This window comes from Allorhizocola rhizosphaerae (assembly GCF_003426775.1).
Classification (GTDB): Bacteria; Actinomycetota; Actinomycetes; order Mycobacteriales; family Micromonosporaceae; genus Allorhizocola; species Allorhizocola rhizosphaerae.
Map to the genome: position 1 here is coordinate 15,394 of NZ_QJUG01000053.1, position 12,644 is coordinate 28,037.

General features: G+C 66.6%; 12 protein-coding genes. 4 read left to right on the top strand and 8 right to left on the bottom strand.

What is annotated here, in order from left to right:
• Positions 1 to 72: 72 nt before the first annotated feature.
• The 4 genes from DM816_RS13770 to DM816_RS13785 all read right to left on the bottom strand — a co-directional run bounded on the left by DM816_RS13770 (position 73) and on the right by DM816_RS13785 (position 5,260).
• Positions 73 to 927: a carbohydrate ABC transporter permease gene (locus tag DM816_RS13770; RefSeq protein WP_117210617.1), complete on the bottom strand. Its 855-nt coding sequence runs from the start codon at positions 925 to 927 to the stop codon at positions 73 to 75.
• Positions 927 to 1,838 (bottom strand): carbohydrate ABC transporter permease, encoded by a 912-nt coding sequence (locus DM816_RS13775; RefSeq protein ID WP_117210618.1) that lies wholly within the window; start codon positions 1,836 to 1,838, stop codon positions 927 to 929. The genes DM816_RS13770 and DM816_RS13775 overlap by 1 nt, the downstream gene beginning before the upstream one ends.
• Before the next feature lie 25 nt (positions 1,839 to 1,863).
• Entirely contained in the window at positions 1,864 to 3,285 is a 1,422-nt protein-coding gene (ngcE, locus tag DM816_RS13780; protein ID WP_117210642.1) for an N-acetylglucosamine/diacetylchitobiose ABC transporter substrate-binding protein, read from the bottom strand.
• Positions 3,286 to 3,643: 358 nt separating this feature from the next.
• Positions 3,644 to 5,260: a carbohydrate-binding protein gene (locus DM816_RS13785; protein WP_211588685.1), complete on the bottom strand. Its 1,617-nt coding sequence runs from the start codon at positions 5,258 to 5,260 to the stop codon at positions 3,644 to 3,646.
• Between the two features lie 216 nt (positions 5,261 to 5,476).
• Between DM816_RS13785 and DM816_RS13790 the strand changes: the two genes are divergently transcribed.
• The 4 genes from DM816_RS13790 to DM816_RS13805 all read left to right on the top strand — a co-directional run bounded on the left by DM816_RS13790 (position 5,477) and on the right by DM816_RS13805 (position 10,459).
• Complete coding sequence (locus DM816_RS13790) at positions 5,477 to 6,130, top strand: hypothetical protein (RefSeq protein WP_162907447.1); 654 nt, start codon at positions 5,477 to 5,479, stop codon at positions 6,128 to 6,130.
• Between the two features lie 279 nt (positions 6,131 to 6,409).
• Entirely contained in the window at positions 6,410 to 7,915 is a 1,506-nt protein-coding gene (locus tag DM816_RS13795; RefSeq protein WP_117210620.1) for a golvesin C-terminal-like domain-containing protein, read from the top strand.
• A gap of 706 nt (positions 7,916 to 8,621) precedes the next feature.
• Positions 8,622 to 9,290, top strand: a complete 669-nt coding sequence (locus DM816_RS13800; protein ID WP_117210621.1) for a DUF6348 family protein — start codon at positions 8,622 to 8,624, stop codon at positions 9,288 to 9,290.
• Positions 9,287 to 10,459 (top strand): DUF1444 domain-containing protein, encoded by a 1,173-nt coding sequence (locus tag DM816_RS13805; protein ID WP_117210622.1) that lies wholly within the window; start codon positions 9,287 to 9,289, stop codon positions 10,457 to 10,459. The genes DM816_RS13800 and DM816_RS13805 overlap by 4 nt, the downstream gene beginning before the upstream one ends.
• On the opposite strand, the gene DM816_RS13810 is transcribed toward DM816_RS13805, so the two are convergent.
• From DM816_RS13810 to DM816_RS13825, 4 genes are read right to left on the bottom strand one after another with little or no spacing between them, the layout of a single operon-like run.
• On the bottom strand, positions 10,433 to 11,740 hold the full coding sequence (locus DM816_RS13810) for a putative PEP-binding protein (protein ID WP_117210623.1): 1,308 nt from the start codon (positions 11,738 to 11,740) through the stop codon (positions 10,433 to 10,435). The genes DM816_RS13805 and DM816_RS13810 overlap by 27 nt on opposite strands.
• On the bottom strand, positions 11,737 to 11,961 hold the full coding sequence (locus tag DM816_RS13815; protein ID WP_246001934.1) for an HPr family phosphocarrier protein: 225 nt from the start codon (positions 11,959 to 11,961) through the stop codon (positions 11,737 to 11,739). Before DM816_RS13815 ends, DM816_RS13810 begins: the two co-directional genes overlap by 4 nt.
• The gene (locus tag DM816_RS13820) at positions 11,961 to 12,401 is read right to left on the bottom strand and encodes a PTS sugar transporter subunit IIA (protein WP_117210625.1); all 441 of its coding nucleotides are present in this window, start codon (positions 12,399 to 12,401) and stop codon (positions 11,961 to 11,963) included. Before DM816_RS13820 ends, DM816_RS13815 begins: the two co-directional genes overlap by 1 nt.
• Before the next feature lie 5 nt (positions 12,402 to 12,406).
• Positions 12,407 to 12,640 carry a PTS sugar transporter subunit IIB gene (locus tag DM816_RS13825; protein WP_117210626.1) on the bottom strand — a complete coding sequence of 78 codons (234 nt, stop codon included), beginning with the start codon at positions 12,638 to 12,640 and terminating at the stop codon, positions 12,407 to 12,409.
• Positions 12,641 to 12,644 lie beyond the last annotated feature (4 nt).

A 12,644-nucleotide genomic window follows, 5' to 3' on the forward strand; every position in this document is an offset into this window, starting at 1 on the left:
CGCGGTAGGTCTGTGGGTGCGGTGGTGGTGGTGCCGGGGACGACGGTGCCTGGCGTCCCCGGCAAGTGAGGGTTACTTCACCGCGCCGGCCGTCAGGCCCGACTGGATCTGGCGTTGGAAGAAGGCGTACATGATGATCATTGGAATGATGGCGATGGTGAGGGCGGCGAACAGGGCGGCCCAGTCGGCCTCGTATCCGGCCGACGTGGAGATGGCCGCGATGCCCTGGGTGAGCAGCCACTTGTCCTTTTCGGCGGGCAGCAGGGCCAGCGGCAGCACGTACTGGTTCCATTGTCCGATGATGTTGAAGATGGTGATGCTCACCAAGCCTGGCTTGGCCATGGGCAACATGACCCGGAAGAACAGCTTGGTGTGCGAGGCGCCGTCGATCAGCGCGGCCTCGGCGACCGCGTTGGGCAGGGTCTTGAAGAACGCCGCGAGGAAAAACACGGTGAACGGCAACGAGTACGCGATGTAGACGAGGGTCAGTCCAATGTGGCTGTTGAGCAACCCGAGCGTGTCGACCACGAGATAAAGCGGGGTGAGCACGACGTAGACGGGGAACGCCAGTCCCGCAACGAAGAAGTAATACACAACCCGATTGCCAACAAACCTATAGCGTGCCAACACATAAGCGGCCATCGAGCCCAGCAGCATGGTGCCGAACGTCGACGCCACCACGACTATCACGCTGTTGATGAAATAGGTCCCGATGCTCGCCCGCGTCCACGCCCGCCCGAACGAGGCGAAGTCCCAATTGGACGGAAAGCCGAACGGGTTCTCGATGAAGATTTCCGTGTTGCTCTTGAATGATGCCAGCACCGCGAAGACGAGCGGGAACAGGATCATGATGGTCCACAGGGCCAGCGACAGGTGCCCGAAGCCGGACAGCAGCCGGATTTCGCGCTTGGTCTGAGTCGAGTTCATCAGTGCTCCACCGCTTCACGCCGGCCCGTCCGCAGCGCCAGCACCGCGAACGTAATCGTCAACAGGAACAGTGAGACACCAAGCGCCGACGCGTAGCCGTACTCCGACTCCCGGATGCCCTGCTTGTAGATGAGCACCGGCAACACGGCCGTCGCCCCGTCTGGCCCGCCCTGCTCGATGGACAGCAGCATCACGAGGGCGAACGCGTCGAATGCGAGGATTCCCAGGTACACCCAAGCGACTTGAACGGTCTCCCACAGCAGGGGAATGGTCACCCGGAAGAAGATGACGACGCGCGAGGCCCCGTCGAGCACCGCCGCCTCATACAGATCCGCCGGGATGGACGACATGCCCGCCGAAAACAGCACCACATAGAACCCGACCGCCTGCCACACCAGCGCGCCCAGGATGGCCCACATCCCATAATCGATCATGAATCCGATCGGCTTGTCCATGCCGAACACGTCGATCAGCAGGCGGTTGAGCACACCGGTCTGGTCGGGGCCGTACACCCGGCTGAAAATGACCCCGACGATGACCACGGCCAGCACCTGGGGAAGGAAGAACACCACACGGTAGAACTTCGACCCCCACACGCCGGTCATCACGCCACCGCGGGTGCCCCCGCCCATGTTCAACAGGAACGCGAAGAACAGGGCGAGGGCGATCGTGATGAGGGGCAACAGGATCAGCAGGAACAGGTGATGCTGCACCGCCTTCCAGAACAGGCCGTCGGTCCAGATTTTCGCGAAGTTGTCCAGACCGACGAATCTGAACTTCGGCGAGAGGCCGGTCCAGTTGGTCATCGACACGTAAACCAATTGCGTGATCGGGTAGAACACGAACGTCGCGTACAACACGATCGGCGCGAGCAAAAAGCCGATGACGAAGCGGTACGTACCGTGCCGCATGCCTGTTAGCCCTCCAGCCAGTGGGTTACCGGTTGAACTTCTCGATGGACGAGTCGGCCTTGACGGCGTCGGCGATCGCCTGCATGCGGTCGCAGAATTTGTCGGCCGTGCCGCCCTGGAACATCAGCTCATTCGTCGCCGTGCGGCACTCGTCGTCCATCTTCTTGTACCAGGCGTCCCAGCGGAAGTTGAAAATCTCTGTGCCCGCGGCGGTCAATGCCTTGTTCGCCGATTCGGTACCGGGCGAGAGCGTCAGTCCTTCGGTCGAGCCCTGCACCACCGTGAGCACCTTGGTGAGTTCCGTGAATTTGCGCGCGCCTTCCTTGGACAGCATGTGGCGCAGGTATTCCTTGCCACCGCGCACGTTCTTGCCCTTGGCCGCCACGAAGTACATCTCGCCCGGCGCGGCGTAGAGTGCCGTGGGCTTGAGCTTGTCCGCGCTCGTGGCCGACGGCAGCGGGGCCAGTTGGTACTTGAAGTCCGGCGGGGTGTCCTTGGCCTGTTCGTTCTCCAGCCAGGAGCCCGACGGGTAGAAGCCCACCTTGTACTGGTTCTGCTGCAACTGCACCTCGGTGTGCTTGAGGCCCAGGTGGGACTTGTCGGTGTACTTGGCGCCGATCTCACCCCACAGGCGGGCGGCCGTGCGCACGGCGTCGACCTTCCACGCGCCCGCCTCAAGGTTGTCGATGTTCTTCAGCACGTCCGGCCCGCCGATCTTCGCGGCGGTGGTGAGGATGACCAGGTATTGGTAGTACGCGGCGTTCGCGCCCGCGTAGGCGTAGGGAGCCGTGATGCCCGCGGCCCTCATGGCGTCGAGCAGCGACGTGAACTCCGACCACGTCGTCGGCGGCGTCCACTTCTTCTCGGCGAACAACTTGCCCGAGTACCACAGGCCGAACACCGTATAGGCGTAGTTGAGCACATAGGGCTTGCCGTTGTAGGTGCCCGCCTCGATGGTGCCCGGGATCAGCGTGTCCTTGACCTTCTTGCCCGGCACGTCGAGCGACGGCGCGTCGAACAGGTCGGTCAGCTCGGCGACCTGCCCGGCGCTGACCAGCCTGCCCTGGTCCATCAGCTTCGAGCCGGCGTTGTTCACCATGTCCGGCGGCGTGTTGCTGGAGAACCGCGGCGTGAGGATGGTCGAGATCTCCTCGGTCTGGGAGAACTTCACGTCCGCCTTGGGAAATTTCTTCTTGTACGACGGTATGTGCGCATCGGTCGCGTACTTGGTGCCCAGGCCGCCGTTGAAGATGACGACCTCAACCGGCGCGTCCTCCTTGACACCCAACGGGTTTTCGGCGGTGACCTGGCCTTCGGCCTGGTCAGTCGGCCCGTCGTCCTTGGCGCCGACACACGCCGTCAGCAGGCCCGCGGCCGGCGTGGCCAGCAGGCCGACCGCTGCCGTGCGCCGCAACACGCTGCGGCGCGTGAGGTCGGAATCCGACATCGTGGTCTCCATTCGAAAGTTAGTGGTCACGGGCTTTCCGGTGCTGGTGTGCGCTGCGCTGCCCTTAAGAGTCGATTGACGACGGGTGAACACCGCGTCTAGACCGGACTAGACCAGACGCCCACTATAGTTGTCAACCCTTACTAAGAGCGAAGATACCCGTCTTAATTACGGCCGCCCTGATTACGGCCATACGCTGGGCAAACGTTACTTCGATCGTCAGGTGTCGACCAGCAAGCACGGGCAAGAACGACCACCGCGCGCCGCGACGACGCCCACGCCACCGTTGTCCGGTTTCCCAAAAGAGCGGGACCGGCCCGATGGACCGGTCCCGCAGTGATGCAGTGATATCGCCTGGTTATAGCGTCACCGGCCTGCCGCCGAGGGTCACGATGAGCCGGCCGTCCGAGGCGAACGACCAACCGAGGGACCCGCTGTAGTTGGAGCACCGGGAGCCGTTGGAGCCCATCCACCACTGGTTGGTGCTGTCGGAGTTGCCCACGATCCGGTCGTTCGACCCGCTGACATTGAAGCGGCACGAGGTGTTGTTGCGGAACACCGAGCTGCCGGCGTCGAAGGTGTAGTTGCGGTTGCCCGACGCGTTGTCGATGCTGAGGTTGTTCGAGACCTGCATCGTGCCCGGGTTGCGGTTGTAGGTGAACCCGTGCTTGCCGTTGCCGAAGGCGATGTTGCGCCGGATGATGTGGTTGACCCCGATGTCCTCGCCACCGAGCTTGAAGCCGTTGCGGTCCCCGTTGCCCGCCTGGCCGCCGTTGCTCAGCGTGCCGTTGTTGTACGACAGCGAGTCCTCAATCGTCACCGCGCCGATGGGCCCGGTGTCCGACTTGGTGTAGAGGTCCCAGCCGTCGTCGATGTTGTTGCGCGCCACGCAGTAGCGGAAGATGTTGCCAGGGCCGGAGGTGAGCTTGGCGGCGAAGCCGTCGGCGTCCTCTCCGTCTGAGTCGGCGTTGTCGTGCGACAGCGAGCTCAGGATGAGGTTGTGGGACGGCCACTCCGACGCGGGGGCGCCGGCGGTGTACCGCGACAGCTGCAGCCCGGTGTCCCGGTTGTACCGCGTGGTCACCCGCTCGATGATGTTGTTGTTGCCGCCGAGCAGGATCCCGTTGTCGCCGGCGCGCTCGATGATGAGCCCGCGGAGATGCCAGTAGTGCCCGCCGATGGCAAGACCGCGGTTGGCCGGGTCCTCGGCCTGGGCCCCAAAGTTGAGGATGGGTGTCTCGCCCTGGTAGGCGTACAGGTTCTTGCGGGCGCTCGACGTGCCGTTGTTGCCCGGCGCGATGGCGACCGTCTGCGAGAAGCTGTACGTGCCGCCGCGCATGAAGATCGTGCCACCGGCAGCGACACGGGTGATCGCCGTCGTCAACGTCGTCGGGGAGGAGATCGTCCCCGGTGCGCTGGCGCTGCCGTTCGGCGCCACGTAGATCGCGCCGGTCGGCGGCGGTGAGGACACCGGCGGCGACGAGGACGGCGGCGTGCCGGCCACCTCGAAGTCGAGGTAGTCGATGTTGGCCAGGCCGTTGGCGGTGGTCGGGTTGAGCCGGATGGTGTTGCTGCCCGCGTTCACCGCGACGCTCAGGGTCTTGGTGATCCAGGTGGTCCACGTGCCCGTACCCTCGAACGAGGGGGTCTGGACGGTGCTGCCGTTGACGATCAGCTGCGTCGGCCGGGCGGTGGTTGTGCCGTTGGCGAACCGGAAGCCCAGCGTCGCCGTTCCGGCTGCCGCGGCGTTGACGGTGAACTGGGCATACGCTCCGACCGCGTTGGTGGCGTTGCAGAACCCGCTGCCGGAGAAGCCGGTGTGGTCGCTGTCGATGGTGCCGGTGCAGACCGCCGGTGACGTTTCGGCCTCGTGGCGAGTCGGGGCGGCACTCGCCGTGCCGGCGGCCATGACCGCCAACGCACCCGCTACCGCCACCATTGCGGTGCCGGCGATGAGCGGTTTGAGTCTCATCATCTATCTCCAAGGGTTGAGAGCGCGGCGCGGCATGGGACGCGGATGACACGCCGCTACGGTCTCGTGTTCCGGTCGCTTGGCCCGGTCAAGGAGCGAAACATCGATGCGAACACAGATTATGGAAAGCGCTTTCCCCTTTACAAGAGCTGGCGTGTGCAGGTTTGTTGCAGTGCACGGCCGTGGGCCGGTCGGGCATTGAAGTGAGATGATGTGGGCGTGGCGCGCTACTTGACGGCGTTGTTGGTGACGGTCGTGGCATGGGGCCTGGCCGGGTGCTCCCATGAGCGGGCCGACCCGCAGGCCGAGGAGATCGTCAAGGCGCGCGACGAGGCACGCGGGCGGGTCGCGCCGTCGCTGTCGGTGGTGGGCGATGCGCGCGAGGTGGCCCGCGTCGAGCTCGACTTCTGCCGCGAGGGGCAGTACGACTGGAAGATCAAGGAGCCGTTCCGGAGCGAGTGCCAACTGCAGACGGCCGTGGCGTTCACGTTCGGCGGCGACTTCAGGCAGCGTGCGACGGCGATCCACGAGGGCCTCAAGGCGCGCGGGTGGGCCGAGAGCATGGGCGTGCCCGGGTCGTTCGACGTGTGGGACAAGCAGGACGCGTCCATCGGGCGGATCCCGTCTTCGCTTTACAAGGATGGTGAGTTGCGCCGGGTGTGGGTCGTCTTTCAGGCGAGCGCGGCACCGCCGGAGACGTTCTATCCGCACCTGGGCACGGCCGATCAGGTCAACTCGGAAAAGCCCATCAGCACCTACTATTCGGCCACCACGGGCACGCCGTGGGCGGTCGCGTGGGAGCAGGCCGGCCGACCGGGGCCTTATCTGGTCGTGCTGAAGTTCGAGGACGCCTATCACCGGCAGCCACGCTGATCGTTGACGATTTTCAATCGGTCCGGCTAAAGTGTGAACCGTTTTCAACAGCACCTGGTTTCGTGAAGGAAACTGCCAAGGAGACGGCTATGTGGGCCGCTGTGGTCACGGCGTTGATGGGCGCGAGGATGGCGGTGCCCGCGTCGACAGCCGCGGAACCGACCAACGCGCCCGGCAATGTCCAGACGGGCCACGGGTTTCACAGATCGTCCGCTCAGCGCCGACGACATCGGTGTTTTCGTCATCGCCGAGGTCTGACTCTTCCGACGGGAGCACGTGATGCGACGACCGGTCCTTCTCGCCCTGCTGTCCCTGACCCTCGGGCTCGCGGTGCCCGGTGTGGCGCCCGCCGAGGTCGGCACGCTCGCCACCACCACACTGGCGCCTGGGCTCACCCTGAGCAACACCACGGCCAGCGGTCCTAATCGGATAAACATCCTGACGGCCAATCTTGCGGAGCCGACGCTCAAACCCAAATATCTCAATCCTGGTACCGTCGGGGCGACCGCGACGCTTACCACGCAAGCGAATCGGGCCGGGGCCGTGGCCGCGGTCAACGGCGACTTCTTCGACATCGGTGCCACCGGCGCGCCCCGCGGCATCGGCATCGACAACGGCGCGCTCATCCACGGGCCTGCCTCCGGGTGGAACCACACCGCGGCGTTGTACGGCGGGCGCGGCGGGCTCGCCGACATCTTCCTCGACGGCAAAATCACGCTGCCCAGCGGCTCTGTGCTGACCGCGACGAACCTCAACTCGCCCAACATCGCGGCCAACGGGATCGGCGTCTACAACTCACTGTGGGGCAACGAGGCGCGCAGCCAGGTGTTGGATGGTGCCACCCGCTCTCGTGAGATCGAGGTAACGGGGGGCCGGGTGAGCAAGGTGAGCACGGCCCCAGGTGGCAGCGTCGCTGCGGGAACCGTTGCTGTGCTTGGGGTTGGGACGGGAGCCGATGCGCTTGCCGGGCTTGCGGTTGGCGACACGGTGACGGTCGACTACACGCCGCGTGGGGGCGACGGCGCACAGGTCGCGATCGGCGGCAACCTCGTGCTGGTCCGGGACGGCGTGGTCACCACGGTCTCGCATCCGAAGAACCCGCGGACCGCCGTCGGCTTCTCCGCTGATGGCACGAAAATGTGGTTGGTCGTGGTCGATGGGCGCTCCACGGCGAGCGTGGGCATGACCTACGTGGAGTTGGCCAACTACATGAAGTCGCTGGGCGCGGACGACGCGCTCAATCTGGACGGTGGTGGCTCGACCACCTTGGTCGCGCGGATGCCCGGGGACACCACGGTTTCGGTGCGCAACACGCCGTCGGATGGCACGCAGCGAGCTGTGCCCAACGGGCTGGGGTTCGTCACGACCGCGCAGCCTTGGAGCTCCACAGTGGACAACACGACCGCGGGGCGCTTCACGGCGAGCGACAACTGGGGCACGTCCAGCTATTCGAGCCAGCGGTTCGGCACGGACTATCGGTTCGCCGATCCGGTGGCGGCGAGCGATCCCGCTTGGTACAGGATAAACATCCCCGAGACGGCGGCCTATCGGGTCGAGGTCTGGTATGCGGCCAACTCCGGCTACAACGATTCGACGCCCTACATCGTGGTCACTACGACCGGCAATCAGACGGTACGGGTGAACCAGCGCACCAACGGCGGCCGCTGGGTGTCGATCGGAGTGTTCACACTTGCCGCCGGAGACGCGGACAAGGTGGCCGTGAGCCGCTGGACCTCAACCACCGGCTACGTCATCGCCGACGCAGTCCGAATCACCCGAGCCTGACCGCTCCGTTCCCTCCTTGAGCGCCCCACCTCGCGTTGATCATGAACCCAAGTCCATGTTCGACGGCGTGTCGCCGCACCAACTTCCTGGTCAATCTCGCCGCTGCAGCGGCCGTGGCGTGGGGCCGCTCATGCGAGGCGGGACTCTGGCAGCAATATCCGGGATATCGTCGTCGCGCTTGGTTGATCGAGTGCAGGATCCCGGATATTGCTGCGGTTTCCGCGCCCGCCGCGACATCATCCCGGATGTTGTCGCCCCATCCCATGTGGATCGTGGCATCATCCCGGATATTGCGGACAGAGGCGGGGCTGCGCGGCGCGACAGGGCAGGCGCAGCGCAGCGCATGCAGCCGAAGGGTCGTGGTAGGCAGAAGGCACGGCGAAAGTCGTGGCGGAGGCAGAAGGCACGGCGAAAGTCGTGGCGGAGGCAGAAGGCACGGCGAAAGTCGTGGCGGAGGCGGAAGGCGGCGAAGGGGGCATGCACCTGAAGCGGCCATGAGTCGCGGGCAGAGACGGTGCCCGTCGCCGCGCCTTCTGCGGCACGCACGCATTGCACCCGCGCCGGTCGGTTGCGCACCCTGCCCCCTCGCAACATCCAGGATGCGGTCGCTCGCGGGCGCGGAATCCACTGCGCTATCCGGGATCCCGCACCAAATCGATCCTGCGGTAGCAGGCGGCCACGGCGCTTTGCTGCTATCGTGCCGCGAGTGATCGAGGATGACACGCGACGGCAACAGGTGCTGCCGATGATCGCCGGACGCATGGCGCGATTCGACGGCATGCGATGGGATGTGACCGGTGATCTGGTCAAGGGTCCGGGCAGCGTCGGGATCCGGCTCGCGCCCAACCACACGCCATCGCCGACGCACCTCGACATCGACCTTGTCCTCGACGTGGACCGGCCCGGCGACTGCGTGCAATGCTTCGGCGCGACCACTGAGCAGGCGTTGCGGCAGGGCGTTGACACGTGGGCGACGGTCACCGCGTCCACCGCGATCGAGCTGCTGACGCACCAGGGACGTTACGCCGACCTTCGCGCCGGCGACGCTGACGGTTTCCCGGACTGGCACGCGATACAGGGCCCGATCGTCGGCTTCGGCCGCGGCGATGTGTCCGTGTTGCAGCAGTGGATCCTGGCCAACCCGCTGATGCCCGCGCTCGCTGAGCCGATCCGGGCCGACCTGCGCCGTGATCACCTGATGGGCGTGAAGGTCCTCTTTGGCGGGACAGCGGGCGACGAGACCTGCGAGGTGCGGGTGGACGGCCGGGTCAGCGAGGCGGCCGGCGCGCGGTTGTCCGGCCTGCCGTGGCCCAGACCGGCGCGGGCCGCCTTCGCGCGGGCGTTCTTTCTACTTGTGCACCGGGAGGAAAAGTGAGCCTGCTGGATCGAATTCGTGGGTCGGACCGGGACCGGTTCGCGCGGCGGGTGCTCGATCGCGTGCGCGCGCACGGCGTGGCCAAAGCCTGGTATGACGCCGAACAGTTCACCGTCGAGTTCCAGCGCGGCCCGGACGACCCGGGCGGTTCGGTCTTCCTGGGCAACATCTTCCGCGAGTGCCAGGGCGCCGATCGAGCCGAGCGAGACGAGCGAATCGGCCGGCTGGTCGAAGCGGTAATGAACACGCCGCCGGTGCCTCAGGACTGGGTGGGCGTGAAACCGTTGCTGCGCACGGTGTTGCGCGTGGCGACATATGGGCTCGGCGCGCCCGACTCGGCCCGCCCGCTGCTGTGGCGCCCGGCCCTGCCCTACCTCATCGAGCTCGTGGGCATCGACATGCCCACCGCGCTGGCCTACGTGACGCTCGACAAGCTCGACGAGTGGGGCGTTACCGCGTTCGACGTCTACGATGCGGCCCGCGCCAATCTTGCCGAGCTCGACCGCGACCGCGAAATGCAGACCCCTGACCAGCCGGCGCTCATCCGGTTCGTGGACGACGGCAACGGGTACTTCATATCCAGGCTTATGCTGCCCGGCTGGCTCGCCTCGCTCGCGCCCCATGTGGGCGGCACACCGGTCGCGTTCATCCCGGACAATCACACCGTGCTCGTGGGCTCCGACGACCCGGGCCTGCTGGAGCAGCTGTTCCCGTTGGCCGAGGAGGAGTACAGGCAAGCCTCCCGCCCGCTGTCGCCGGTGGGCTACACCGTCGACCTGTCCTCGGGCGCCGTCGTGCCCTACACGGCGGGCCCCTCGGCACGCCGGGCGTGCGCGCTGCTCGCCTCCGGCGAATACCAGTCGGAGTCTGAGTTCCTCATGCGGGACGAGGACGTGTATGTGGCCAACCTGCTGGTCGCCGAGTCGCCGCACAGCGGCGTGTTCACCGTGGCGAGCTGGGCGCGCGATGTCGACACGCTGCTGCCGCGGGCCGACTACGTGGCGTTCTCGTCCGAACAGGACAGTCCGTGGTTCGTGCCGTTCGATGTGGCGATGGCCGAGGCGGGGCTCCAGCCGGAGTCGCCGCTGCGGCTGGAGCGCTTCCGCGCCAGGCAGTGGCCCGCGCCCGAGGTCATGCAGCGGCTACGCGCCCTCGCCGAGAGCCCCTAGACCCCACAGAGCGCGTCGCATCGCGGGAATGGCCGCCGGGGCCACGGACATGCTCGTGACGCCCAGTCCGATGAGGACGGAGGCGAGAGCCGGATCGGCGGCGGCCTCACCGCACACGCTGACCGGCTTGCCGAGTCGCCGTCCGGCGTCGGCGACAAATTCGACCAGGCGCAGCACCGCCGGGTGGGAGGCGTCCTGATAGGACGACAGGGCGCCGATCTGCCGGTCGGCGGCGAGGGTGAACTGGGTCAGGTCGTTGGTGCCGATGCTGGCGAAGTCGACCTCGGCCAAAATCTCGTCGGCGCACAAGGCTGCGGCCGGCACCTCGATCATGACACCGACGTCGGTGATGCCGAAACGCGCGCAGCGGGCGCGGAACCAGCGGGCCTCGTCCACTGTGGACACCATCGGCGCCATCACCGACACCGACATGCCCGACAGCGAGGCCAGCTGGGCATCCAAAAGCGACGGACGGGCCCGCAGATAGCGGATTCCCCGGACACCCAGAGGGTTTTCGTCGCGCCCACCCAAGTCGCGCCCACCCAAGTCGCGCCCACCCAAGTCGCGTGCACCGGAGTCGAGCACGCGTACCACGATGGGCTTGCCCTCGAAAGCGGCCGCGACCGAAGCGTAATCAGTGTAGAACTCGGTGCGCAGCAGACCCACGCCTTCGGCACCGGTTTGCTGCGCGAGGGCGAGGTCCGCGGGAGAGGAGATGTTGGCCAGCAGCGGGACCCGTTGCGGCGCAATGCCCACCGGCGAGGGATCGGGCAACTCCAGCCGGATGACGTCCAGCTCTGGACTCACCGCATAACCACTTAAGTAAGGGATGCCCATGGAACGCGCGAGGATAGCCGCGTGGCTCGTGGGCCCGCCCTCGGCGGTGACAACGCCGAGCACCTCGGCCGGATCGACCCGCATCATGTCAGCGACCGACAGCGAGTCGGCGACCAGCACATAGGCGTAACCGGGGTGCGGCGTCGACGCAGGCTCATACAGCGCGTCCCGCACGAGCTCGCCCACATCCTGATGGGAAACCCCGAACGACGCGGCCGCCTCCGCAAGTGCCTGCTCGAAAGGCCGCCCCGCCGCGATGAGGCCCGCCAAGCGGTCATGCAGAACCGGATCGCGGGCCATCATGGCCTGAGCCCGGAGCATGGCCGCAGCGTCACCTGAGAAAGCCGAAGCCCGCCGCTCCAAAGAGGAGGCCAGCTCGGCGAGCGAAAGCGGCCGGGCACGCCTGACCCGGCGCAGCCGGACGATCGGACCCTCGATGATCATGCCAGCACGCCCGCCAGCCGGTCGAGCACGTCGCGCGAGCCCCCGCTCAACACGACCCGTTCACCGGAGCGGATATCCAACGCCAGCACCGAAAGGATGCTGCGCGCGTCCGCGGCGGCCCCGCCCGGCCGGGCGATCCCGACCGCCTGCCCGCTGTCGAGCACGGCCTGGACGAACACGGCCGCAGGCCGCGCGTGCAGGCTCTCCTTCACGACCACCATCACGTCCATGAGAACAGCGGCGCTCCCGCCTCGACCGGTCCCTCTGCCAAAATCTGCACGACGCGGGACGATGACTCCAGCACGATCACCGGGCACACCGGATTGAGCCCGGCCTCGATCACGAGCTCGGGATGCCAGCGCGCCACCGGGTCGCCGGCCGCGAGCAGCTGGCCCTCCGCGGCAATGGGCTCTGACACGGTACCGTCTAATTGAATTGTATCAATCCCAAGGTGTACCAGGACGGCCCCCGTCTCGCCTTGGACCACAAAGGCATGCGGCTTGAGCTTGACCAACCGGCCCGCGATCGGCGCGAGGACGGTCTGGACGCGCGCCACCGGGGTGATGGCGACGCCGGGACCGACCAGCGACTGCGCGAACACGGGATCGGGAACCCCCTGCAGCGGCACGGCCACTCCGGTCAGCGGTGCGGTGACAACCATGACTCTCAAATAAGGTCTTCGATGTCACTGGCGAGCGTGTCGGCCTCGGGGCCCACGATCACCTGGATGATGTTGCCGGAGCGCATCACGCCGTGCACCCCCGCGGCGCGCAGCAGCGCCTCGTTGATCAAGTCCCCGTCGGCTACCTCGGCGCGCAGGCGCGTGATGCAGGGCTCGAGCTCGACGACGTTGTCGGCGCCGCCCAACCCCGCGATGATCTGCTCAGCCGTGATGGGCACTGAC

Coding starts and splice junctions, on each gene's coding strand:
- ngcE (WP_117210642.1), bottom strand. CDS start 3,285: ATGTCGGATTCCGACCTCACGCGCCGCAGCGTGTTGCGGCGCACGGCA.
- DM816_RS13785 (WP_211588685.1), bottom strand. CDS start 5,260: ATGATGAGACTCAAACCGCTCATCGCCGGCACCGCAATGGTGGCGGTA.
- DM816_RS13775 (WP_117210618.1), bottom strand. CDS start 1,838: ATGCGGCACGGTACGTACCGCTTCGTCATCGGCTTTTTGCTCGCGCCG.
- DM816_RS13815 (WP_246001934.1), bottom strand. CDS start 11,961: ATGGTGGTCGTGAAGGAGAGCCTGCACGCGCGGCCTGCGGCCGTGTTC.
- DM816_RS13795 (WP_117210620.1), top strand. CDS start 6,410: ATGCGACGACCGGTCCTTCTCGCCCTGCTGTCCCTGACCCTCGGGCTC.
- DM816_RS13820 (WP_117210625.1), bottom strand. CDS start 12,401: ATGGTTGTCACCGCACCGCTGACCGGAGTGGCCGTGCCGCTGCAGGGG.
- DM816_RS13770 (WP_117210617.1), bottom strand. CDS start 927: ATGAACTCGACTCAGACCAAGCGCGAAATCCGGCTGCTGTCCGGCTTC.
- DM816_RS13810 (WP_117210623.1), bottom strand. CDS start 11,740: ATGATCATCGAGGGTCCGATCGTCCGGCTGCGCCGGGTCAGGCGTGCC.